This is a genomic window from Paenibacillus sp. sptzw28 (assembly GCF_019550795.1).
In the GTDB taxonomy this organism is placed as follows: Bacteria; Bacillota; Bacilli; order Paenibacillales; family Paenibacillaceae; genus Paenibacillus_Z.
In genome coordinates this window covers 3,212,430-3,237,395 of record NZ_CP080545.1, presented here as the reverse complement: position 1 = coordinate 3,237,395, position 24,966 = coordinate 3,212,430, and the positions used below count along the sequence as shown (strand labels likewise).

The window sequence follows — 24,966 nt, the reverse complement described above, 5'->3', positions numbered from 1 at the left end:
AAGAGTCCGTCGACTGGTTTTCATTTAGCTGATAAAGAGCTGTCTCTTTAAACCCACACTGGTCGCTCATACCACAGCGATCCCTCGCTCCTGAAGCTCACGAAATAGGCTGCTGCGGCCGATCTTGGTGATTTCACAAATTTCCTTAACCGTATAGCCGTTTGTTGCCGGTTTATAAAGAGGTCGATCGTGGTAGCCCTTCGCTCAACGTGCAGTATACAATAATACTGTCTCGACGATAATTTTATGTAAGGAAACAATGGAGGTCATAGAATTGGGTAAGCATGAAGATTTATTCAAAGATTTAAAACAGATTAGGGACACATGGGCAAATGTGGACTATCTCGGTCCGAGTGCTGTCATTCCAGAATGGTCAGATCTAAGGGGAGAATACGAAATCTTAGAGAATACAATAAAAAAGGAAAATGAAATTGAAGCCTTTAAGAAAATTATGCAAAACACCGTGACAGGTGTTTTACACTCGGTTTTTTGTTATGATCGATGGTGGAACTGAATTGGCCGATAAATTCAATATTGATCTTGTTGTTTTGGAAACGGGAGAATCGCTGAGGGAAGATATTGCTTTACATGAAGAATTCATGGGTTACCTACTTGATGCTGAAGACGATAATCTGCTGAACTAAATTGAATGCTCTCTCAGGTTACATTCAGGATAATGTCCTTTAGTTCAATCAGAGTCTTGATTCGATAGCTGGCCTGTGAGAAGTCATGTGTTTTTGTGAAGTCGTTATGGACAATAGCACAGTCGATACCAGCCGCCACGGCTGAGTTCAACCCTCTGTTTGAATCCTCTACAACCAGGGTCTCTTCTTTGGTAGCTCCGAAGCGCTTTAGGCCGGTCAAGTATGGTTCCGGGTGCGGCTTGGTGCGCTCGTAGTCTTCGCGAACAAGGACGAATTCCATGAATTGTCTAATCTGGCGCTTTTCATGAATAAGCTGAAAATCCGCACGTTTTGCAGTCGTCACGATGGCCATGCGGACGTACATTGACAGTTCGGCTAGAGTTTCAACTACGCCTTCAATCTCTATGGCTTTTGTTCTTAGATATTCCTGATAATAGACGTTGCGGACCTCACGCTGCTTGCTGATGGTCTGTTCATCAATACCTGCCGCCCTAGCTTGGGACCAAGTGCCCAATGACTGGGTCATGTCGCGGAGGTATTGATCTTTATCCAAGGTAAATCCAATGTCAGCCAGAGCGCGTTTTCCCGCTTTGTAATACCAGAATTCAGTATCAACCAGAACACCATCATGATCGAAGAGTATGTACTTTTTCATTGTTTCGTTCTCCTTTGTCAGCTGCGGCAACCATGCGTGCCATCACGCGCCGTTGATCACCCTAAGTAGACGGGCCACTGATATTCGCGTTGTCGGTGATGGCTTCCTCCAAACTGACTCCTCGGCAGATATGCGCAAAGATGGCACGACTCAGGCGCCATCCAATGTTGTTTGGACTTCTCATCCAAGAACTCTTTGATTGAGCACCCCTCCTTTTATGGATTTCTTATATGGATCACTCGAATCTGGACGGCAAAACGTTATAATATTTTTTAAATGCCTTGGAAAACGTGAATGGATCGGGATAACCGAGAAAGCCGGCGATTTGTTGAAACCGTATATTTTTTCTCATAGAGATAATCTCTCGCCCGGTTCATTTTGATTTGGTAAATGTATTGGACTGGAGTGATTCCTAAGGCCTTTTTGAAATAAGCGATAAAATATTTTTCCGATATGCCAACAAGCGCTGCAAGTTCGTTCATTTTTATAGATTGGTGCAGGTGGGCGTTAATGTATGTGAATACTGGCTGCAAAACGTCAAGATTTTTTTCGGATTTCCTTGTGATTCTCCCGTTCGTAAATGTTCCGATATATCGGCCTTGTCCATGGAGTTCAATTATTTTTGCAATAACGGCCGTCAGGCAAGCCTTCAAATACAAACGGTTTCCCGGCATGTTGTTTAGCTGATTCGATTGAAGGAAGGATTTGCCGAAAAGGGTGGCTTCCTCCCGGATCAGACCCTTCGGTATGATTCCCGAGAGATTAAAATCGCTCAGAATTCGCTGCTGCTCCCCGATTCCGAAATCGAAATGAATATAAATAAATCGACAACCTTCTTCGATGGTAGCTGCCATATAGGGAACCCCAGGGTAAAAAAAGACCACGTCTCCCGGAGTGGCCGTATGTTCGATTCCATCTACCGTGATTTTGGTCGTTCCGGATTGGATGAACCAAAGATCATAGTCGATATGCGCCTTGTGCTCGATCCAATTACCATCGTGAACCGGCTCCCAGAACGATTTCATGCGAAGCGTGATGAATTCCGACAACTCGTTGAGAATTCCCATGTCCGTCCGTTTCATATCCTCTGGCCTTCCTTTACTACAAGACATTATTTATACAACATCACTATATCATTAAAATGAATAACCATGAATGATCTTACTATTTGACATATATCCGAGACCATCTCATATTCTGCTTTCGGATCATTTCCCTATAATTAGGCTATAACCAGTTAAGGGGGACTCTATCGTGAGCGAATCACAAGTGCAGTAGCCGAAGGTGGTTGTCATTGGTGCAGGCAGTTTGTTCTTTGGGCGTCAGTCGATTTGGCAAATGGTTCACTCGAAATATTTAAACAACGGTATTCTTGCCTTAGTAGATACGGACGAAGAAAAACTATCCAAGATGATGCGGCTTGCTGAAATGGTTGCAAGGGAAAACAATGTGCCGCTTAAGGTGGAAGGTTCGACTGACCGGAGACAGGTCCTGAAAGGCGCGGATTTCGTCGTACTTAGTTTTGCTGAGGATACGGTGAAATACCGTGGCATCGATTGCGAAGTTTCCTTAAAATATGGAATTCGCATGTGTTCGGGAGACACCATCGGCCCGGGAGGGATTTTCAGGGCGATGAGAGAGCTGCCCGTCATTATGGAATGCGCCAAGGATATTGAAGAACTTTGTCCTGATGCTTGGGTAATCAATTATATTAATCCCTCAACGGTTCATGGGATCGCATTAAGCCGATATGCACCGAACCTAAAAACGTTCGCACTTTGCGACAGTCATCACATGCCGCACATCAAATCCTATTATGCAGTTCGCGCGGGGATCATTCAAGATAGAAGCGAGTTTACCGGGGAGATAGACCGGAAGTTTGATTTCCGAGTGGCCGGCGTCAATCACTTCACCTGGCTGCTTAAGGCGGAGTATGACGGAATGGACGTTATGGCCCCGATCGCCGAGGCATTAAGAAATTCGGCTGCTACGGAAAACAACGGCGGGGATACTGGTGCAAAAGCGCTTTATAACGATGCCATCACCTATGAGCTTTATGATATTTTCGGCTATGTCCCGACATGTACGGCCCATACCAAAGAATATGTACGGTACTGGCAGGGGCTAGGCAAGTCGAAGGACGCCATCCCGCCTTTAAAGATTTGGGAAACGGACGACAGGTATAAGCGTCACGAGGAGATGTGGAGCCAAGTGGACGACTTCATCACCGGGAATATTCCAACCGCCGATTACATGAAAACCTTCGGACCCGATCACGCAACGGATATTATAGAAAACATGGTCGGCAATTTGGGGAAACGCTTCTTCATCAATACACTCAATAACGGTGCGGTTACCAACATGAACGACGACTCGTTCCTTGAACTGTTATGCGAGGTAAGTATGGATGGAGTAAAGCCGCTGCACGTGGGTGAGATGCCGCGAGGAATCCGAGGGATGCAAGAGTTGGTACTGGATACGCATGAACTTACGGCTGAGGCTGTCGTGGAACGGAATTTCGGGAAACTGAGAAGAGCGATGATGACTGATCCGCTGGTGAATTCTATCCAAGATGCGGATATGATTATTAAAGAGTTGTTGGAGCAGGGAAGGGGGATTATCCCGAGATATTGGTACGAATAAACGTTCATAAAGAATAGGAATTTGGGAGAGCTGGATGAAAAACTAACCTTTTCATTGTTGTCATTCTCATATAAAAATGTTACGTTCCCGTCAGGAATGGGATCAAGTTCTTGTCATTTATGACTTCAAAAAAATGCAATAGACTGGTGTCGGGGGACAAGAACATATATGCATTAGATACCGCGTAAATCGCGGTTTTCTTATTTTATGGATATTTCCGTAGCCGGAATTGTGAGGACATCATGCTCTCGAACAGTCCAATAGCTCGTCAGCATTAAGGAATTGACATTAAGGTAAATGGTAGATTTATTCAACTAAACTCGCACGAAGGAACGACCGATTGAAAATATCTGTTTAAATTTAACAGTAGGATATTAACAATCCCGGGCTAAAGCTAGATGGGATAACCCGAATGTGATTGGTGCCCTAACTGAATGCCTTTATTGATTTTTTAAAGGGCACGATTTAACTAACGGACCGAGGGAGTTCAACACTTAAGGGCTGCCGCGCGGCAGCCTTTTCTCATTAACAGATCGACCTTGCTGGAAAACTATATAATCTGCATAATCATTTCTTTATATTTGTCTGGAAAACCGCATTGGATGCGGATTTACAAATCTAAAGATTATAGGCGTTACCTCTTTTCTTGTGTACGATTGGGTGGTGAGTCAAGCATCTCGCTATCCAAAGAAAATAGGAGGGCAATAACGAATGATGCAAACAAGTAACGTCCGTAAGAGAAGCTGGCAGTGGGTCGCGCTCGTAGGTTCAGTTGTATTGCTAGTGATGACCGCGGCTTGTTCGGGTGGCACCAAACCAGGGGAGTCGAGCGAGAACGCGAGTTCGAAGACGGATGAGAGCGGCCAATCTGCATCCGATGGACCTTTCGAACTGAGTATCATGACCGTGCTTCACACGCCGGAGCTTCCGGAGGATAAAGTTCTACGGTTAATCGAGCAAAAAACAAATACCAAATTGAAAATTAACTGGGTACCGAATGCCGCATATGAAGAAAAGGTACTTTCGTCGATGGCTACCAATACCTTGCCTCAAGCCGTATATGTAGGGAACGTGGCGATCTACAACAATTTCAAAAAAGCGCTCCGCGAGGGACAGTTCTGGGAAATCGGGCCTTACCTGCAGGAATACCCCTATTTACGCAACTTGGATCCGGCCGTACTGAAGAACAGCTCCGTTGACGGCAAAATTTACGGGGTTTATCAGGCGACGCCGTTATCCAGGCAGGGGGTTATTTACCGGAAGGATTGGGCGGACAAATTGGGTCTGAAAAGGCCGGAAACAATCGATGATCTTTACAATATGATGAAAGCGTTCACAGAACGAGATCCCGACGGCGACAAGCAGCAGGACACCATTGGTTTGGCGGACCGAAGCGACCTCGTGTACGGCGCATTTAAAACCGTCAGTTCGTACTTCGGCACGCCGAACAACTGGGGGGAGCAGGACGGGGAGCTTCGCCCGGAATTTATGTTTCCGGCTTACATGGAAACAATGAAATTTTTCAAAAAGCTGCAGTCCGAAGGTTTAATTAATCACGATTTCCCAGTTACGAGCAAGCCGGATCATGAGGCTTTGTTCAAGTCCGGTAAAGCCGGCATGTATATCGGCTGCATCTGCGCCGCCCCGGGGTATCAGCGGGACATGACCGAGTCGATGCCGGAAACTGTCCTGGATGTCGTCAACAGGATCAAAGGTCCGGAAGGAGAACCTGGCGTATGGTCCGTTCCGGGGTATGGGAATATGGTCTTATTCCCGAAATCGGCAGTGCGGAGCGAAGAGGAGCTCAAGAAAGTGTTGGCATTCTTCGATCAACTGTTAAATCCGGAAATTTATAATTTACTGAATTACGGGATCGAGGGAGAGCATTACGAGATCGTCGACGGACAAGCGAAAGTGTTTAAAAATCCGGAGAAAGCGGCGATCAACGATCGCGAGGTCCGCCCGCTCCTTAGTTTGAGAGTCGGCGGTCCGGAGACAGTCGATGGGTTGGTCGGTTACGCGGATACGGAGCTGGCTCAAAAAACTAACGATTCGATGTCTGACAATAACAACATTCTGATTAACGACCCTGCGGCGGCTTTCGACTCCCCGACGAGAGACCAGTCAGGCGTTCAACTCCAGCAGCTTATAACGGATGCTACTTACCGGTTTATGATGGGAGACTTGGACGAAGCGGGCTTTCAAGCTGCGATTGATAAATGGTTGAAAGACGGCGGCGGCAAAGTAATTGAGGAGATCAATGAGCAATATCGGGCAAAAAAATAAATGGTAATAGAAACGCGGAAGAGAGAGATTTCCTTCCGCGTTTCTATTACGTAATACAGACTGTCCGGTTAGACAGCTGTGCTAGCGTACTTGTCGGGTGACAAGAACTTGATCCTATTCCCGACGGAAATATTCTGTAATTATATTGAAGTGAGTCATTAATTCATTACTCAGTTAAAGATAATTCGTTCCATAGGAATTCTACGGAAGCGAAAGCGGAATAAGGACAGGACAGCAGCCGGCCAAGACGACCGGCTGCTTTTTTTACGTTCTGCTATCTGGATCAACCGGTCTTGCAAGACGTGAGCGTAAGCATGCCGGCCTTATGCTGAACGCATGGCTAAGCGACTAAAGGCAATGGGTAATCCTCGGTATTCAAAAGGTTTTGAACCACAGGAACATTATGATGCACTTTCTATACCGTATTCATTTTTGCTTGACAAGAACTTGATCCCATTCCCGACGGAAAGCGCTGGTATTGAAGATAATGAACGTATATCAAGCGACAGCGCAATAAGAAACGCTTGGGATATAGTTGGTACTAATTTTCCAAATTAAAGAAACCATATCCTCAGTTATCCCGTCTATGTACTTGAGGTGATGGAAATGCATATAAGACGAAGCTGGCTGCTGGCCGGTGCATCTACACTGATTTTAGCCGCCTTGTTCGGCTGTACAAAGTCAGAGAATTCGGCGTCACAGCCACCGTCAGCAGCGGTCAAGGAGCCTCCTGCTGAACCGGTGGCCATACCAGCCGAGAGCAAGGAAGAGTTGTTCTTGGGTGGCGTCTCCTACTATGACGGCTACGACCAGATGGACAGTTTGGAAGGCGGGGATACGCCAGCCTCTTTCAAGAAAGACCCGTCTCGGCCTTATGGGTTCTATATTCTTGAAACGATGAAGGAGGTCAAGCTTGAGGAAGTCACCTCGTGGGGGACGGAAGACCTACAGGCAGAACTGTCGCTTATGGACGCTGGCGATGTTTCGATTGAGACCAACTATATCAATCCGGCACTAGCCAAGTATAATGAATACGCCGGTACTCATATAGACGACGAAACCTATAATGATTACTTGGTCTTTACCGACCACGGCCGTCGTTTAGCCATCCGGCTTCGCTACCTGAAGGAGGAGTTAACAACAGCGCTACCCAACCTGCTCGCCTCCGCGAGGTCGCTCCGCTATGTTGCCGATCCAGCAGCATTCAAAACAGGTTTAGAGATCGAATTCCCAGAAGGCGAGAATGAAGAGGAAGCAGAGATTTACCGGCAGGTGAAGCGTAATCTCGAAGCGATCGTGGCCAAAGATAAATCAGCGTTCCGAGATACGTTGCAAACGCCGGATGCCGACTATCTGGACTTCTTTCTGAAGCAGGAAAAGCAATTTCGGTTCACTAAGCTCAGTTCCCAGATTTCCTATCCAAGAGATATCAAGCGAGCAGATGTGGAAATTGAGTATGAATACTTATCGGACGGCATAGTTCATTGGGCTAATTATACCGTTTATTTACTCCAAGATAAGGAAGGTCGCTGGTATATCGCGAATATTGACTAAGGGTCCTATCTGAAGTTTGATTTCAGAATAACCCGAAATGTGCTATAGGAATTTATTGTTTCTAGTGTATACCACTTGAAGCTGGAGGAATATAATGAAACGATTAACTAAGGCTTGTCTAATTAGTTTAAGCTGTGTTTTAACATTCAGTATTGGAGTTGCTTTTGCTGCAACCATCACTCCTAAAATCGTTGTGAACAGCAATCAAGTAAAAACCAGTACACCGCCTAAAATTATTGATGGCGCTGTCTATGTTCCTATTCGCGCAATCTCCGATGGATTTGGAACATCTATTAGCTGGGATAATAGAACCAAGACGGCCTATGTCAATTCCGATCCAAACTTTAAACAAGAGCCAAGCAGTGTTTCGTATGTGGCGAACAGGAACCTGGTTTACAGGTTTATCATGGCTTATGATGAAAGAGATAAAGCCTCCGCCATGAAACTGGTTTCCGATAATTTTAAGACGGATATTTATTTGGAATTTCCGGCTGGCATTTTAAATATGGGAAGCATTATCGATTTCAAGGCTATAGAGTCCGTAAACGATAAATTTACGGTACAAATTGTACAGCGGGTGACCGCGGAAGACGATTATAAAATTAAAGCAGAGAAATGGGCAGTTACTTTTAGTCAGGACCATAAGATCGAATCTATAAAAGTTGTTCCTAATTCAACGCAATATTTGGATCGTTATACCGTATTTCCTGGCGCAACTTGGGGAGAGTAAGCCAACGACATGCTTGCAGCCGAATCGTCGATTTCTACCCTGGTGGCCGGAGGAAATGCACCTAGAGATAAGCTGGGTAGATTTTCATTTCAACACCCCTTCTTGCTCAGTGATAAAATCGTACTGGTCATTCCGCTAACGGGAATGTAGATAGTGGAGGAGCTAGCATTCGCTGCAGCTCCTCTTTTGTTCGTTAAAATAACGGGATTATAGGGCAACATTACTTATCGATTTTCGTTGTAATATCCAATGGGGGACAACTATGAATAACAGAACATATTTGAAGAGGTTCATTGTTGGAGTCTCATGCGGTAGTTTTCAATCGGATTCTTATGAAAGCAACATGGATCAAGAAAGCAAAACACCGGCAGTAAAAATTTTTCTGATTGAGGCCACAAAGACGGGCTCAGGACAACCGTCCCATGTTCTCTTGTTGTACCGTACAACCATTGATAACTGCAAGTGCCACATTTATTTAATTACTTTACAGTTATATAACTTGATGGTAATATATAGTTGGTAAGGCTACTTTAAACAATAGGGGTGATAGCATGGACGGAAAGGTTTTGCAGATTAATGGAGACCGTGTAGTTAGTTTCGAACGTTATTTGAAGCATCCGGTGGATAAAGTGTGGAGGGCAATCACGAGCCCAGAGCAAATTGCAAAATGGTTAACCGCACAATCGGAAATGGAATTGATTGTGGATGGACAACTCGCATTTCGTTGGGAAAATGGAGATCTTGTAAAGGGCAAGTTCACCAAGATCGCTCCTCCGTACGAGCTGGAGTATACATGGTTGGAACAATCTTCAGGATCCTCAATGGTATGCTGGAGATTGAAAGAAGATGGAGAGGGATGTCTAATTCATCTGACACATACATTTTACGAAACCGCCATTGTACCCAATTTTCTGGCAGGCTGGCATGTACATCTTGATGTGTTGGGTGTCGTTCTTGATAAGCAGTTTACCCATTTCCCTTGGGAGCGCGTGAAGGAAGTTCGAGAGAAATATACTTCGATGAACACTCTAAGTATTCAACATCGTACTTTCATTAATGCTGCCTCGAACAAAGTTTATGAGGCGATTACAACGGGAGCAGGCTGGGATTCATGGTTCACACAAGGCACGACTGTGGATGCAAAACCGGGAGGGACGATTCATTTCCGATTTAAGGATTTTGGTCCCGATCACATTACGCTAGAAGATGGCGGAGCTGTTCTGGAAGCGATCCCTAATGAAAAGTTTGTCTACCAGTGGACGCCAGGCGAATCGACAACGACAATTTCCTTCCATTTGTCGGTATTGGGCGAAGGGACTTTGCTAACACTGGTGGAGACGGGATATAAGAAAACCGACATAGACTTGAAGGCATTTGGCGACTGTGCGGTCGGATGGGGGGAAGCATTGACTTTGCTAAAATACTACTTAGAGCATGGAATTACGTATGGAGTTGTTCCGAGACATCAATTGGAGAAGCCGATGGAGGAGCAATATTCGAAACGATCGGGCAATTTCAAATATAAAAACCACGGTGTAAATAATGAAAACAAATAATATATTCGAGGTCTTGGCTGAACCGCACAGACGGTCTATGCTTGATTTACTGCGTGTTCGAGAAAGGTCCGTCGGAGAGTTGGTTAACATCTTTCAATTAAGTCAACCGGGAGTCTCCAAACATCTTCGTGTATTAAAGGAAGCTGGACTGGTGGATGTAAAATCGGTGTCTCAAAAGAAAATATATTCTTTACGTCCCGAGCCTCTGCAAGTAATCGATACATGGCTTGAATCATACCGACACTTCTGGTCGAGTAAGCTTAACGATCTTGAAGCATTTCTTGATGATGAATAAAGACGACCGCTGCGGCTCGACACCGGCAAGGAGGAATTTACTTATAAGAGTCAAAAAGAAGAGACGTTGCATTTAACTGCCACTTAGGATTAATAACGATACGATAGTGATAAGCTATTCCTATGACTCTTTCGGAAATCCGACGACGACAGGAACGGCAACAACAGGCGATGGAAAGTCCCTGAAGAATGAGAACCCGTTACGATATGCCAGCTATGTGTTTGATGACGAGACCTATCTGTACTACCAGGTACTTAGAACGCATAGGTGTTGTGTAATACTAATATTACTGTAAATCACAGCTTGTTATAGTAGTCCACCTAAGGTAAAGGCAAACCAAGATAAAAAGAAATAGACCTCCCTCTCGGGAAGGTCTATTCCGAATGCTTGCCGCCGCGCCCTTAAAAGCGGCTGTGTACCCGAGGACGTAGATGGTGCAAAGATCTCCGTCCTTTTCTATTGTAATCATATCATTGTGAATTTAGACCTTGGTGATCGCCCTGCGGCGGTCGCAGTTCCGAAGGCACCACTTACGAAGGCAATTATGGGGTCGTTATATTAACCCTATAAATTGTGTCACAATAAATGTAAAAGTGGGCGGCGGACACCCTTAATGCGACAGTCTCCAATATTGAATTTTGAAAGGTAAGCCAGATCTTTCAACTGCTTTTCGCCTACCCATACCCCTTTTTGTGGTATATAAACATATTAAAGTTAATAAAAACAATCATTGACATGAAAATATTGTCATGGTACACTGTAAGTGACAAGAAATTATGGTCAATTGGATTGTATCAGGTTCAATTGCATATCGCGCCGTTGGAAGTAAAGTACTACTGCTTTATTTCTTTTTCATTTGGAAAGGTGATGATAAATGAAGTGTCAAACATGCAGCTATGAACACCTGGTAAACGAAGCAGGGCACGTTTTGGAAGGAATGAATCAGGGGCCGATACCTTTTTATAAGCTTGAAATTGATGTGTCTATGAAGGGAGAGGAATTATCCAATAAAAGCAGCACTCTTGGTTCCGATAACAAGCGCGGCCCCAGGCGCACTCTGTATTATTGCCCAAAATGCGGAATGGTATTAGCCCGTTATTCCGAGCTGACTTACCGTATTTCACTAGGCCCGCTTCACTAAGAAAGATTGAAAAAAGAAAGATAAGACTGGAAGAGCAGGTTGCAGGGCATGGAAAATGGGAGATATTATACTTGAAATTCAGGAGGTGAATCCATGAATATTATCATACGATTAGCCTCCTTATTTCTGGGTTTATTAACGGTTACTGTCTCGGCAATCGTTTTTTTTGAGACCCTGGAGATGAGAAGCTTGACCGGTTGGTTTAACCAACTCCGCGATGATCCAGCTTATCATGCGGTCATCTGGTGTATGAGCGGAGCGTTGTTGGTTTTCGGGCTTGCTGTCCTGGTAAAATCATTAACCGCTCGATCACCCGAGCCGGCTATACTACTGGATATGGGAAACGGGAGGATCGCCATATCCGAGAAAGCGATTCAGACACATATCATGAAAACGGTATTGTTAACCGATGGAGTTCGCTCTCCAGCCGTCCATACCCGGATCAATAACCGAAACTCCTTTATTGAAGCTGAGATAACGTTCTCTATATTCAATCAAGTCGACCTGCCGGGGTTGTGCCGCAAGATGCAAAGTGAAATCACAACTACAGTCGAAAACTTCACGGATACGCCTTTGAAAAACGTATGCATTACAGTCCGGGATCTGAGAACCCGGGACAGATTAAAGGTGGTATAAGAAGAGATGATTATGAAATCCTTGGACCTGTTAATGCCCTACCGAAGTCGGGTTATAGGAATCGTCATCGGTACGATTATCAGCATCTTGTTTCTTACCCTTGGTGCGGGACCGACCTTTTTAATTGTGCTTCTTATGTTAAGCGGATTTTTGGTCGGAAAGTGGATCGACCGAGGAATCAAGCTGAAGACCCTATTAAATTTTTTATTTCTTAAGAAATAGGATTCATAAAATCAAAACAAGATAGAGGAGAGATTAAATTGAAAACACAAGAGTTGCAGTTGCAATCTGACAACGTTGAAGAGTATGGATTGGGTCGAAATAAATTATCGTTTGAAGATCAGGTAATAAAAAAGATCGCAGGCATTGCTGTGGATGAAATCGAAGGAATTCTTTCGATGAGCGGAGGATTTATCGATGGCGTTTCGGAGCGTCTTGGCCGTTCTAATGTCACCAAAGGAATAACTGCCGAGGTAGGAGAAAAGCAGGTGATTTTGAATCTGAATGTGATTCTTGAATACGGAAAAAGCGCGCCGAAAGTTTTTGCGGATACCGTGAAGAAAATTCAAAATGTAATGAAAGACATGACCGGACTGGATGTAATTGAAGTGAATATGCATGTGCAGGATGTGATGACCATTACCGAGTTCACCAATCCCAAGAACGAAGACAGAGGGATTGAAGTACCAAAGGTCCTTTAAACTTCATTGGCTTACACTAATGCAAAGAGGGAGGGCCTGCTTACAGCAGGTCCTCTTTTGCAATATTATGCGTTTCGATAGGCTTGATCGGGATATTCAGATCATCTGGTTTTTGATAAAATTGAATCAAAACCCGGGATAGTGCACCGACAGCGATGAGGTCAAGGAGTAGATGGTAATGATTTCAGATTGGAAACAAGCTGAAGAAGCATTGAGAGACGTTGAGATCGTTGGTTATCAAAACAATAAGCCTGTTTCCGTCATCAGTTTTTCAGAAGAATTGCGTTGTATCGGTATCGGAACGGATGCCGCGGTCTTCTATTACCCGAACACCCCCAATTACGCATTTAAAGTGTATTCCGATCAGTCATTAGAAAAAAAGAAGATTGAGGCAGGTATATACGAAAGTTTAAATGGATCGCGGTATTTCCCCGAATGTTATGGATCCGGGCCAAACTATTTAGTTTTAAGCTACGAACAAGGAATTACCCTGTATGATTGTCTTCTGCAAGGTATTCATGTTCCGGAGCAAGTGATCCAAGACGTTGAGGATGCTCGTGAATTTGTCCGAAGTCTGGGATTGAACCCAAGGGATATTCATTTAAAAAACGTTCTCTTGCAAGAAGGAAGAGGTAAAGTTCTTGATGTATCGGAATATGACAAAGAGGGAAACGATAACCGATGGGAGCATTTGGTCTGGTCGTATAAACATTTTTATACTCTGATTAGGGGCGTACAGGTACCTATATGGATCTTGGAAACCATAACAAACTGGTATAACCGGATAGATACAGCAAACTTTGGCATTGAGGACTTCTCTAAACGAGTAAGTAGGCTTTTCTTTAGGGAACGCAAATGAACCTCTGGAGCAGGGACAATGCAAACGATCCGTTGGATATGGTGTTTCCCGTTCTGCATGGCAAACTTGGTGAGGACAATGTTCGGGTGACACGAACTTGGTTCCAATGAAGTCAGGTAAATCTGTCCCACGAGCAGAAACGTTCGATCCCCAGCTAACGCAATCTTACGACCAAAAAAAAAGAGGTCGACCAGAAGATCTGGTGACCTCATAATACGAACGGGCAGCATTCCTATTATGAAGAAGAGGCTTGACATGGGGATTTATCAGGTTTATTGACATTTGATACTATGTAATCTACATATACGAGAATGCACTAGAACCTCTTGTTTATCAGGGGGTTCTTTGGCTTGTGACACAATAAAAAAAAATATTACAATATAGGGGGATTTTTGAGAGAGTGTGTCTAATTCAGACTAGAAATATACATATATACCCGTCCAAAAGGAGACATAAAATTGAAACTATCAAGGGTAAAAATCAAAAACTTTCGCTCTTTTGGACAAGAAGAAGTTATCCAAATCGAGCTTTAATCGGAAGTAATAGTTGTGGAAAAACTACATTTTTAAACGCTATACTTAAAAATTATTGGCTGATACGATAAACGCTGGACGTATACTTACTACTTTCATTCCTATAAATTAGTAAATCAACCGAGAGGAGCATGGCGATGAATAAGTACAAATTTATTTCAAAAAAAGATTCGTACTTTATTTGTGAGTTAATCGCAAGAGCAATGATTGAAGAGTTCGGAATAACCGAAGAAGAAGCGGTCGGTAGAATGAATAAGCTATGGGGAAAATATAGTACGCCTATAGATGAAGATGAGGAATTTTTAAATCTTGAAACTCCCCGAGATTGGGCATATATTATTTATTATGGCGAGGACTCAGAGTGGTGGAATAAGAGTAAGTCAGTATTGACACCACGTCCATACCCATGATTTTAAGTAACGAGCTGAGGTTACTGTCCGTCGACACAAAAAATCCCAAACGGAGAATGTTGTATGTTTACAGAACGTTCTTAAAATAGGCTTTAATGCAATCCCGATCAAAAAAATTCCCGTTGACACAAAACAACCTCCAATCGTGTACGACCATTCTATCTGGGCAGTCCGAGATAGTGGAGCTGAAGTAAATGAGTAAGAGGGTGTTTTATGGTAATTGTTGCTATCGGAATCTCTCAAGTCATGTGACAGAGATTATTAGTTTATTCATTTGCGTTACCCGCTAACGGCAAGGGTTATGAAAGGAATGGGATAAAGTTCTTGTGGTGCAATTTCTAATTACAATTGGGGCTATTAAAATAAAAAAAGGCCGACAAATAATGAAAATGACTTGTCAACTGTCAGAGGACAAAACAAGAACATATATGCATTAGATACCGCGTAAATTGCGGTTTTCTTATTTTATGGATATAAGTTCTTGTCCAAAGTCGAGGACAAGAACCTATATTCTTAACCGAAATGGACAAGAACCTATGTCCATTGCCGGAATTGTGAGGACATCAGGCTCTTTAAGAGTCCAATAGCTCGTAAGCATTAAGGAATTGTCATTAAGCTAACTGGCATTCTTCAATAAATTTCAAACTTTGCTACAATTAGTTTTAGCGTAGTTCGCTGGAGGTGGACGCGTTGTGAGAGCAAGCAGCGGCACAATTTTGAAACAACTGCTTGATATAGATTATATTGATGCAAAGCTAAAGATGTTGTCTTAGACCATGCATCACATATGGTGTGCGGCTTTGCTGTTTTACCGCAACACCAGGCAGAAGTAAACTTAATACTTGGAGAGGAGATATCTCTATGCATGCAATAAACAAGCCGTCAGGCGTTTTTCGATCCGTATGCTCGCTCGACTGCCCCGACCAATGCGGGCTGCTCGTCCATAAAGTGGACGGGAGAATCGTCAAAGTCGAAGGCGATCCGAACCATCCTGTCACGCAAGGCGCGATCTGCAACAAGGTCCGCCATATGACGGAGCGGTTATACGATCCGAAACGGCTCCGCTATCCGCTGCGGCGCGTCGGGAGCAAGGGGGAGGGGCGTTTTGAACGGATTACCTGGGACGAGGCGATCGATACGATTACAGCTAACTGGAAACGGCTCATTGAGGCATACGGTCCCGAAAGCATCCTTCCGTACAGCTTCTACGGCAATATGGGACGCATCGGAACGGAAGGGATGGACAGGCGTTTCTTCAACCGGCTGGGCGCAAGCAAGCTGCTGTACACCATTTGCGATGCCGCCGGTGCGGAAGGATATAAGTTTACGATGGGCGGAAATTTCGGGACCGATCCCGAAGACACCGTCCATGCAAAGCTCATCATCATGTGGGGCGTGAATGCGGTCAGCACCAATATGCACCAGGTCATGCTCGCGGAGAAGGCGCGCAAGAATGGCGCCAAGATCGTCGCCATCGACGTGCACCGCAACCGAACCGGCAGGTGGGCGGACTGGTTTATCCCGATCGTCCCAGGAACCGACGCAGCCCTTGCCCTTGGCATCATGCACATCCTGTTTGCGGAGAACATGACGAATGAGGCGTTTCTGCAGGATTATACGGTCGGGCATGAAGAGCTCCGGCAGCATGTCCGGCAGTATGACCCGGATACCGTGTCCGCGATTACCGGAGTGCCTGTCCGGGATATTTACCGGCTTTCCCGCTTGTATGGCGAAACGACGCCGTCGTTTATCCGGATCGGCAACGGTCTGCAACATCACGACAACGGCGGTATGAACGTCCGGACAATTGCCTGTCTGCCGGCACTGACCGGACAGTGGCTGAAGAAAGGCGGCGGGGCGATTAAAGGCAACGGCGGCTATCTGCAGCATAATGCAGCCGCACTGCAGCGGCCGGATTTGCGGGAGAAACCGTCCCGTTCCATCAACATGAATGCGCTCGGAAGCACCCTGCTCGAACTGGATCCGCCGATCCGTTCGCTTTATGTATACAATTCCAACCCGGCGTTGGTGGCCCCGAATGTGAACAAGGTAAGGGAAGGGCTTGCCCGGGAAGACTTATTTACGGTCGTTCATGAGCTGTTTCTGACCGAAACGGCGCGATATGCTGATATCGTGCTGCCTGCAACCTCGTCGTTTGAAAATACGGATTTCTACAGGTCATATTGGCATCACTACATCCAGCTTCAGCAGCCGGTGGTCGCACCTTATGAAGAAAGCAAGCCGAACGTCGAGGTGTTCCGTCTGCTGGCTGCGGCGATGGGCTTCAAGGAGCAGGCGTTTCAGGATACGGACGAGGATCTGATCCGCCAGGCGTTGAACCATCCGACCAACCCGAATATCTCCGGTATCACATACGAAGCGCTGCAGGAAAAGCAGTATGTAAAAGCGGCGACCAAGCCGCTGTTTCCAGGAAAATTGCTGACACCGAGCGGTAAAATCGAATTGTATTCGAATTCGATGGAGAAAAGGGGATTTCCGCCTCTGCCTACCTACACCCCGCTTGCCGGAGACTGCGACCGTCAGTTCTTGTTTATTCCGACGGCGAATCATAACTTCCTCAATTCGACTTTCGCGCATAACGAGAAGCATGCTCGCATGGAAAAGCAGCCGAAGCTGTATATGAATGCGACTGATGCGACGGCGCTCGGTATCACGGACGGAGCTTTCGTCCGCGTATCAAACGAACGCGGCGAATGCGTGCTGGCAGTAGTGGTCGGCGAGGACGTTCTGCCTGGCGTTGTGGTCAGCCAAGGGCTGTGGGCCGATTCGCCAAACGGCAAAAACACGGTCAATGCGCTCACGCCGGACCGTTTGGCGGACATGGGCGGCGGCGCCGTCTTTTTCTCCGGCCGCGTCTGGGTGGAGAAAATCGGGTAGCCTTTCACCGTGTCAACGGCGTTCATTTCGAGCGGTATATTGCCGGGCCGGCCAGTTTGTTTGAGATTGCCGTATAATCAATCAATAAGCCGTTTCAATTTCGCCTAGAGTTCCATGCACAATGCCTCCTGTTCCACTTTCCAAGTGGTTAGGAGGCTTATTCGACTTTACATGAATGGATATAAGTTCTTGTCTTTAAAGGATATATGTTCTTGAATTGTCGGGTGACAAGAACTTGACCCCATTCCCGACGGAAATATTCTAAAACCCAGTAGTATGTCGGAGGACAAGAACATATACGCTTAAGAGTCCCCGTAAATCGCGGCTTTTTTATTTAAAGGATACATTCTTGTCCTTCGCTCGGGACAAGAACTTTGCTGATTTTGGACATATTCATAGCCGATGTCGAAAGAAAAGAACTGTCCGTTCCTTGTCGCAGCCGCAGAAATCGACCGACGATCCGCAATCGAATGGCTGAACCGCCGCCCTAGGCCGACTGACCACTGACAATCCGTATTACGGCGAAGCGTTCGAGCGTATAGCGGAGCTATCGCGTCAATCCGAAATCCGCCTGCGAACGGCGATTTCGCGGGTGGATTCCGTTTAACAAAACCGCTACATCCCGATACTAGGTACAAGAAACAATGTAGTATAATATAGTTAAACGCATTTACAAAGGGGCCTCATTTCTATGACAACCGATCAAATCTCGCAATTCGAAAAGAAAATCATCATCCGCAACATTGAACGCGAAGATTTCGATAAAATCATTGCGCTGCAAAATATTTGTTTTCCGAACATGGGTCCCTGGAAGCTGGATCAATTGGAAAGTCACGTCCGCACGTTTCCCGATGGTCAAATGTGCGTTGAGCTCGACGGTGATATTATCGGCTCCTGTTCTAGCCTGATCGTGAACTTCGACGATTATTTGGAGCAGCATACGTATTCCGAAATCACGGACAAGGGCTATATTCGCAACCATAACCCCCGGGGCGGGAACCTCTATGGGATGGAAGTCATGGTGCATACGGATTTCCGTCGCATGAAGATCGGCAGAAGGTTATACGAGGCAAGGAAACGGCTGGCGGAGCAGCGTAACCTCAAGAGTATTATCGTAGGGGGACGCATTCCGGGGTATCACAAGTATTCCGATAAGTTGTCGCCAAGAGCTTACGCGGAGGAAGTGTTGCAGCAGAACATCTACGATCCGGTGCTGACTTTTCAGATGATGAACGGATTTACGCTGAAGAGGATCATTACCAATTATTTGTCCGATGACGCCGATTCTGAGAATTTCGCGGCCCTGTTAGAATGGAATAATATCGAATACAGGCCGAGCATCAGCAAGACGCTTTATAAAATGTCTTTCCCCGTCCGCATTTGCGTGGTCCAGTATATGATGAAGAAGATCGATTCTTTCGAGGAATTCGCCACCCAGTGCGAGCATTACGTGGACGTGGCATCGGATTACAAATCCGATTTCGCCGTTTTCCCGGAGAACTTCACCATGCAGCTGCTTTCCTTCTTGGATGAACGGTCTCCGAGCTTGGCCGTCCGGAAGCTCACGACATATACGACCAACTACGTGGAGTTATTCTCCGAACTCGCGGTCAAATACAACGTAAATATCGTAGGCGGCTCCCACTTCGTCGAGAACAATAACCGGATCTACAACGTGGCTCACTTGTTCCGCCGGGACGGCACAATTGAGCAGCAATACAAGCTGCATATTTCTCCGAACGAGCGGAAGTGGTGGGGCATCAACGGGGGTAGCTCACTCGGGGTGTTCGACACGGATTGCGGTAAAATATCGATTCAACTCAGCAGCGATATCGAGTATCCGGAGTTGTCGCGTATCGTCGCGGAGGAGGGAGCGCAGATTATATTCGTTCCTTTCTGCGCGGAAGATAGGCAGACGTTCCTGAGGGTGAAGTACTGCGCACAGGCCAGGGCGATCGAGAACCAAGTGTTCATTGTGACCGCGGGAACGGTAGGAAATCTAACCCATGTGGACAACGTAGACGTTCAGTACGCCCAGTCCGGTATCTATACGCCGGCTGATTTCTCCTTCTCTCGCGACGGCATCGCTGGGGAGTGCAGCGAGAATACGGAGACGGTCATCATGGCCGAGGTAGACATGGAAACGCTGGAAAGGTACCGTAAGTCCAACGATGCATTGTCGTTCAAGGATCGCCGGACGGACATCTATTCCTTACAAATTCGTACTTAAACAAACGAGAGGTGCATATGAAGAAGTTAACGATAGCAACAACGCAATACGGTCTCACTGATATCCGTTCCGAAGAAGAGTTCTGGACGGGAATCGATACGAAGGTTCGGGATGCTGCCGAGCAGGGCGCCTCGATGATCGTGTTCCCGGAATACATGACGGCTCACTTGCTAAGCTTAGAGCCGTCGATGCTGCACGATGAAGCGTGTTATTTTCTGGACGGGCTAACGGATAGATATATCGAGTTCTTCGGAGAGCTAAGCCGAGAATGCAATATTGCCATACAAGCGGGGACGCATATTTGCTTAGAGGAAAAGGGCGAGTACTCGAACAAGGCATTCCTCTTCTTTCCCGACGGACGGGTGGAGACGCAGAGCAAGGTGCATCTTACGCCGGAGGAGCAGATTCGCTGGCCTCTGGTCGCGGGTGACGAGCTTAACGTATTTGACACGGAGTGGGGCAAGATGGCGATCTTGACCTGTTACGACATCGAGTTTCCGGAGCTGGCGAGGGCAGCCGCGCTTCGCGGCGCGGAACTGCTGCTATGCCCTTCTTATACCGATAGTTCCTTCGGGTACCATCGCGTGCGGTATTGTGCCCAAGCGAGGGCGATCGAGAATCAGCTGTTCGTCGTATTGAGCGGCCTCGTCGGAGCCTTGACCGAGGATCGTCCGCAGGTGGACATTGGTTTTTGCCAAGCGGGCATATTCACCCCATGCGATCTACCGTTCGCCGCGGATGGCATCTTGCAGGTCGGAGAAACGAACGAAAACAGGACGGTGCTGGCCGAACTCGACTTCCACAGGCTCCGAGAGAATCGCGAACGCGGCGCGGTAGCGCCCTTCTACGACCGCCGCCCCGAGCTATACGAACACGAACACCAGAAGACGCTACTGTAAACCGAAAAGATGGCCCCTTGCGAAGGAGTTTGTAGTACCAGAAAAGGAAAAATTAAGATTCGAAATACATTGTCGGGTGACAAGAACTTGGTCCCAATGACGTCCGCGTAAATCGCGGGCTTTTTTATTTATGGAATCAAGTTCTTGTCATATTACGTTGACAAGAACTTGATCCCATTCCCGACGGAAATATTCTGTAATTAGAAGTGAGTCATTAATCCATTACTCAGTTAATGATAAACACGAACGGTGGCCCTTAAGTTATTGAGATGACAGGCAAATTAACGCAGAATTACCCTCGCAGATTGATTAGTGATATTTATCTTTGATGGCCGGCTACCAGTACATTCGGCAGCCTTCGTTACTAAACTCGCGATACGCGTGGAAATGGAACGAAAGTCCAATATCCGAAAACCGGCAGGTACGAGTTGTTTGGTTACGACAGTCTTGACCGCATAATCTATGAGGAATACGCATCGAATTTAGGTATTGTGTACAAATAAGATGCGAATGATAATATCACGCAGGTTGATACCCAAGATTTTGTATGGAAACATACGCTGCTAATGACAGACTGGTTTTATATCAATGGCTCAAAATCGCCAGAAAAGGTGCTGTAAAAATCAGAGTTCCTTCTTGGACTGAAGTTAGTAGATTAACTTATTATTTTATCACCGAAAAATGAAGGTTATATAGTGTATGACACCACAGCGCGGTTTTACTTTCTTATGGTGAAGCAATAATTGACCCCTGTGCAGCCGGGTGTCGGACGACAAGAACATCTATACAACAAAGTCGCACAAACTGCGGCTTTTTATTTTTTGTATAGAAGTTCTTGTCGTCTGCTCAAGACAAGAACTTCTATACAAAGCCGTATTAGGACAAGAACTTCTATACATTCCCGTGATCCAGGAAAGTGCACGAGTTATTAAGCCACCCCGAAAATTACTCTTAGTCGCAAACCCCAAAATGGCAGCACGAAACTAAGCCCAGCTTTACGTTTTTTAAAAACTGCGCTTCTTAGGATCTATATGAAATATAGCGTTAAGAGGCCTCTGAAGCAGATAGCGAAACCTGAAAACCAAGATTCTCGAGCCTTCGAACGGCTTGACTCACGATCGTTTCTTGCTGTCGCTGCTCAAAGTAATTGCTGGCTTTGTAGTCCTCTTTGCGTATAAGAAGATGATAAACAATATGGTCATGATGGGTCTGGTGACAAGCCCGTGCTTTTTTTTTCGGTAAGCGGAGGGAAAGAGATGAGCGTTATCAAAAATTTCACGGGTAAGAAAGATGAGGCGTGGAGATCGGTAAGGGAATTAGCGCAGAGACAGGCAGTTCTGTTTGAAATCGGATTAGAGGAAGCACCGGAATTGATTCAAAGGATCTCGGAAAGCTCGAAAGAAGCTTTTAGCAGGAGAAATCCTGCTTTTTCTCAGTCAAGTTAAAAGAATAAATCATTTTCTAAATAATAGACAAAAAAGACCTTTTTTCTACAATTTACACCTCTTACCTATTATATTGTAGAAGTGCATAATTAAATTGATTCAGAAGATCGAAATAATGTTCAATCCAGTTTTTTATGTCAAAGGGTGTCCAAATTTGTTAGTGGAAAGGATGGATCTAGCGGTGAAACTTTCATTGCGAATATGTACTCATTCATGATGTGTTAGGAAATGGATTTTTAAAATATAAAAAAGAGGAGTCCAACTATGTCCAGTAAGAAAACAAAAAAAGCACGTTTTCTAATGTGCTTCCTGATATTTATTATCTGTTGTCCTTTGAAGGAAGTGTTAGCAAATGCACAAACGACTACTGCAGATATTTCAAGTACAAACAATAATGCAAATGCAACCGCTGAACAGCCGCCATCACAAGATGGATCGACCCCTGATAACAGTCAAGTCTATCCTGCGGGAGTACTCGACAAAGCAAAGAAGTTAGAAAAAACTGTTGTACGGGAAGCTGTTGAGCGTAGGACTGAAAATAGTAAGCATTATCAGCTTTCTGATGGCTCATTTATTGCAGAAATTACTTGGATGATACGGGAAAATGGCAACCGATCAGCACTGAGCTTATCGATGAAGCTGATTTAGACTTGGTACATATCCCATTTTCACAGGTCTCATCTGATGATATGAAAATGATTGCATTGAAAAACAAAGAGATTCGCAAAAATAAAGCAATTGATCGAACAGAAACAAATTATAGAGCGCCTCAAGTACCTTTCGATGTGAAGATCCCGAAAAAATTCGATAGTGGTTATTCCATTGGTAAAGGTTCTGAAAAATTTATCTTTACCCCAATTAAAGCTAATACTGTAACCGCTAATGTTTACAGCAATAAAGCGGAGTATCACAACGCTTGGGAAAACACTGATTTGCAGTTGGAAGTACTTGACACAGGCATAAAGGAAACGATTATTTTAAAAAACAACCAAGCTCCGACCACTTTCAGATTCCAAGTGGATGGTGATATAAAAAATTCACTAAATTTCAAACTGATGTCCGCGTGGCTTGTTAATGCCATCGGAACAAAGAGGGATGTATCTCAAACCATTGATGAAACTGATGGTGAAACCTTTATTCAACTTAATGTTGACACAACCGGTTTACAATTCCCCATTTATGTAGATCCAAGTGTGATAACTACTTCGACATCGAAAGATATGACTTGTAGCAATTATTGGAATTCTTGCCATGACGGTCCTAGTGAGTCTTTCTCGGTGGGATCGTGGAGCAGCAGCTATGATAACTATAAACAAGATGATGGTTACTTTCAGTTTAATTTAACATCTATTCCACTTAACAGTGTAAAAGTCTCGGGTCGTTAATTCAGAAGAAATCAGACGGAACCGTACTAAATAGTTTCAGCTACAGCTACGATAATAACGGTAATATAACTCGAAAACAGAGAATAGTGCGACAAGTACTTTCGGCTATGATGAACTGAATCGTATCACAACATCGTCACAATATATTGAAACGTATAAGTACGACAGCCGCGGCAATCGTTCGAGTATGACGACTAATCATCCGTTTGACAGCCCAGATTCGGTTAAAACGTATGACAAACGTGATCGTCTGACCAACATCGCTATCAACAATGGAGGAGGTAATGTTTCATACAAATATAACGGTGATGGTTTGTTATGGGAACGAACGGAAAATGGAAAGACTACACGGTATTATTGGGATGGCGATCAAGTTATTGCTGAGGCCAATGTCTCTGGTGGAGTTGCGACTCTGAAAGCGCGTTATATCCGCGGCCAGGGGCTTGTCGCTAGGGAAGATAACCAAAGCAAGGCCTACTATGTTCATAACGGTCACGGTGACGTAGTTAACCTCATGGATCGTACTGGAACGACGAAGTTGAACCAGTACAACTATGACATCTTTGGGAATATCGCATCGCAAACTGAGAACATCCAACAGCCATTTAAATACTCGGGCGAAATGCAGGATGACACAACAGGCCTGCAGTATTTGCGGGCAAGATGGTATGATCCTAGTATAGGACGGTTTATTGGTGCGGATAGTTATAAGGGGCAGACTACGAATCCGCTAAGTCTCAATCTTTATACGTATGTGAATAATAACCCGTTGATTTATCACGATCCTTCTGGACATTATACAAAAGAAGCAGTAGATATGATGCTATCTGTTGCTGCTTATGCAGGTAAAGGGAACCAAATCTATTGGAATATTAGAAGTGATTTGGGAGTTGCAGTCAGCGGCTCTCTTGTAACGGATCGGAACCAATTTTTATATCTATTTAATATGGCGACCGGAACCAGTTCAAGGATCTCGGAAAATACCTCGGGCCAAGCATCGTGGGCTAAAGCACAATTGATGTTAATTGTTGAAGTAGCTGAAAAGGATAAACAACTTCAAGAGAACATGGCATTCGCGTTTTTGGGTATGGTTGGTGGTCGATCTGGTACAACCAAAGCAGTTAAACCTAATACAGTCGTACCGTATCGACCAAGTAATGCCCCTCTTGAAAATCATCATGGTATTCTTGATGTGTGGGCAAAAAATAACATTTCCGGTTATAAAAGTAGAAAATCGGATAACCCAACTATCGCTCTAACACAACAACAACATGATGCAACAAATCAAGTTTATCGCGAGTGGCTGTATGAAAACACTGGAAAACCAGTTGGAGGGGCGGTAGATTGGACAAAAGTTTCTGCACGAGAGATAATAGATTTAAGTGAAAGAATGTTTGATGCCGCCAATGTACCGGTAGATGCGAGACTGGAATACTATTCTGAATTTATTAAATATATAAGCTAAA

At 45.0% G+C, this 24,966-nt stretch carries 23 protein-coding genes and 1 pseudogene; 21 read left to right on the top strand and 3 right to left on the bottom strand.

Annotation, left to right across the window (positions count from 1 at the left end):
• Nucleotides 1-274 precede the first annotated feature (274 nt).
• The gene (locus KZ483_RS14460; protein ID WP_220348030.1) at nucleotides 275-514 is read left to right on the top strand and encodes a hypothetical protein; all 240 of its coding nucleotides are present in this window, start codon (nucleotides 275-277) and stop codon (nucleotides 512-514) included.
• A 1-nt stretch (nucleotide 515) separates the two neighbouring features.
• Entirely contained in the window at nucleotides 516-644 is a 129-nt protein-coding gene (locus KZ483_RS28555; protein WP_258881248.1) for a hypothetical protein, read from the top strand.
• A gap of 13 nt (nucleotides 645-657) precedes the next feature.
• Here KZ483_RS28555 and KZ483_RS14455 read toward each other — a convergent pair whose 3' ends face one another.
• From KZ483_RS14455 to KZ483_RS14450, 3 genes and pseudogenes are all read right to left on the bottom strand, one after another.
• A complete protein-coding gene (locus KZ483_RS14455) occupies nucleotides 658-1,299 on the bottom strand; it encodes an HAD family hydrolase (RefSeq protein WP_220348027.1) in 642 nt (213 codons plus the stop codon).
• A gap of 235 nt (nucleotides 1,300-1,534) precedes the next feature.
• Nucleotides 1,535-1,600, bottom strand: a pseudogene (locus KZ483_RS29130) (hypothetical protein); the annotation flags it as partial.
• Entirely contained in the window at nucleotides 1,572-2,381 is an 810-nt protein-coding gene (locus KZ483_RS14450) for an AraC family transcriptional regulator (RefSeq protein WP_397376115.1), read from the bottom strand. The gene KZ483_RS14450 and the pseudogene KZ483_RS29130, both read right to left, overlap by 29 nt.
• Nucleotides 2,382-2,583: 202 nt before the next feature.
• On the opposite strand from KZ483_RS14450, the gene KZ483_RS14445 reads away from it, so the two are divergent.
• From KZ483_RS14445 to KZ483_RS14355, 19 genes are all read left to right on the top strand, one after another.
• Nucleotides 2,584-3,942 (top strand): family 4 glycosyl hydrolase, encoded by a 1,359-nt coding sequence (locus KZ483_RS14445; RefSeq protein ID WP_258881246.1) that lies wholly within the window; start codon nucleotides 2,584-2,586, stop codon nucleotides 3,940-3,942.
• Nucleotides 3,943-4,653: 711 nt separating this feature from the next.
• The gene (locus KZ483_RS14440) at nucleotides 4,654-6,228 is read left to right on the top strand and encodes an extracellular solute-binding protein (protein WP_220348026.1); all 1,575 of its coding nucleotides are present in this window, start codon (nucleotides 4,654-4,656) and stop codon (nucleotides 6,226-6,228) included.
• 336 nt (nucleotides 6,229-6,564) lie between these two features.
• Complete coding sequence (locus KZ483_RS14435) at nucleotides 6,565-6,786, top strand: hypothetical protein (protein WP_220348024.1); 222 nt, start codon at nucleotides 6,565-6,567, stop codon at nucleotides 6,784-6,786.
• 48 nt (nucleotides 6,787-6,834) lie between these two features.
• Nucleotides 6,835-7,782 (top strand): hypothetical protein, encoded by a 948-nt coding sequence (locus KZ483_RS14430; protein ID WP_220348022.1) that lies wholly within the window; start codon nucleotides 6,835-6,837, stop codon nucleotides 7,780-7,782.
• Between the two features lie 94 nt (nucleotides 7,783-7,876).
• A complete protein-coding gene (locus KZ483_RS14425; protein ID WP_220348020.1) occupies nucleotides 7,877-8,512 on the top strand; it encodes a stalk domain-containing protein in 636 nt (211 codons plus the stop codon).
• Nucleotides 8,513-9,063: 551 nt separating this feature from the next.
• Nucleotides 9,064-10,068 carry an SRPBCC domain-containing protein gene (locus tag KZ483_RS14420; protein ID WP_220348018.1) on the top strand — a complete coding sequence of 335 codons (1,005 nt, stop codon included), beginning with the start codon at nucleotides 9,064-9,066 and terminating at the stop codon, nucleotides 10,066-10,068.
• Complete coding sequence (locus tag KZ483_RS14415) at nucleotides 10,055-10,363, top strand: ArsR/SmtB family transcription factor (RefSeq protein ID WP_220348017.1); 309 nt, start codon at nucleotides 10,055-10,057, stop codon at nucleotides 10,361-10,363. Before KZ483_RS14420 ends, KZ483_RS14415 begins: the two co-directional genes overlap by 14 nt.
• A gap of 1,234 nt (nucleotides 10,364-11,597) precedes the next feature.
• Entirely contained in the window at nucleotides 11,598-12,140 is a 543-nt protein-coding gene (amaP, locus tag KZ483_RS14410; RefSeq protein ID WP_220348015.1) for an alkaline shock response membrane anchor protein AmaP, read from the top strand.
• Nucleotides 12,141-12,146: 6 nt separating this feature from the next.
• Nucleotides 12,147-12,362, top strand: coding sequence for a DUF2273 domain-containing protein (locus tag KZ483_RS14405; RefSeq protein WP_258881245.1), 216 nt, complete (start codon nucleotides 12,147-12,149; stop codon nucleotides 12,360-12,362).
• A gap of 38 nt (nucleotides 12,363-12,400) precedes the next feature.
• On the top strand, nucleotides 12,401-12,841 hold the full coding sequence (locus KZ483_RS14400) for an Asp23/Gls24 family envelope stress response protein (RefSeq protein ID WP_220348014.1): 441 nt from the start codon (nucleotides 12,401-12,403) through the stop codon (nucleotides 12,839-12,841).
• A gap of 178 nt (nucleotides 12,842-13,019) precedes the next feature.
• Nucleotides 13,020-13,700 (top strand): protein kinase family protein, encoded by a 681-nt coding sequence (locus tag KZ483_RS14395; protein ID WP_220348012.1) that lies wholly within the window; start codon nucleotides 13,020-13,022, stop codon nucleotides 13,698-13,700.
• A 670-nt stretch (nucleotides 13,701-14,370) separates the two neighbouring features.
• Nucleotides 14,371-14,643 (top strand): hypothetical protein, encoded by a 273-nt coding sequence (locus KZ483_RS14390; RefSeq protein ID WP_220348010.1) that lies wholly within the window; start codon nucleotides 14,371-14,373, stop codon nucleotides 14,641-14,643.
• An 861-nt stretch (nucleotides 14,644-15,504) separates the two neighbouring features.
• The gene (locus tag KZ483_RS14385) at nucleotides 15,505-17,541 is read left to right on the top strand and encodes a molybdopterin oxidoreductase family protein (RefSeq protein ID WP_220348009.1); all 2,037 of its coding nucleotides are present in this window, start codon (nucleotides 15,505-15,507) and stop codon (nucleotides 17,539-17,541) included.
• A gap of 691 nt (nucleotides 17,542-18,232) precedes the next feature.
• Nucleotides 18,233-19,771, top strand: a complete 1,539-nt coding sequence (locus KZ483_RS14380) for a GNAT family N-acetyltransferase (RefSeq protein ID WP_397376114.1) — start codon at nucleotides 18,233-18,235, stop codon at nucleotides 19,769-19,771.
• A 17-nt stretch (nucleotides 19,772-19,788) separates the two neighbouring features.
• Nucleotides 19,789-20,670, top strand: coding sequence for a nitrilase-related carbon-nitrogen hydrolase (locus KZ483_RS14375; protein WP_220348007.1), 882 nt, complete (start codon nucleotides 19,789-19,791; stop codon nucleotides 20,668-20,670).
• Nucleotides 20,671-21,926: 1,256 nt separating this feature from the next.
• Entirely contained in the window at nucleotides 21,927-22,115 is a 189-nt protein-coding gene (locus KZ483_RS14370) for a hypothetical protein (RefSeq protein ID WP_220348006.1), read from the top strand.
• 264 nt (nucleotides 22,116-22,379) lie between these two features.
• Nucleotides 22,380-22,763, top strand: coding sequence for a hypothetical protein (locus KZ483_RS14365; RefSeq protein WP_220348004.1), 384 nt, complete (start codon nucleotides 22,380-22,382; stop codon nucleotides 22,761-22,763).
• Nucleotides 22,703-23,500 (top strand): hypothetical protein, encoded by a 798-nt coding sequence (locus tag KZ483_RS14360; RefSeq protein ID WP_220348002.1) that lies wholly within the window; start codon nucleotides 22,703-22,705, stop codon nucleotides 23,498-23,500. The genes KZ483_RS14365 and KZ483_RS14360 overlap by 61 nt, the downstream gene beginning before the upstream one ends.
• 187 nt (nucleotides 23,501-23,687) lie before the next feature.
• Entirely contained in the window at nucleotides 23,688-24,965 is a 1,278-nt protein-coding gene (locus KZ483_RS14355; protein WP_220348000.1) for an RHS repeat-associated core domain-containing protein, read from the top strand.
• Nucleotide 24,966 lies beyond the last annotated feature (1 nt).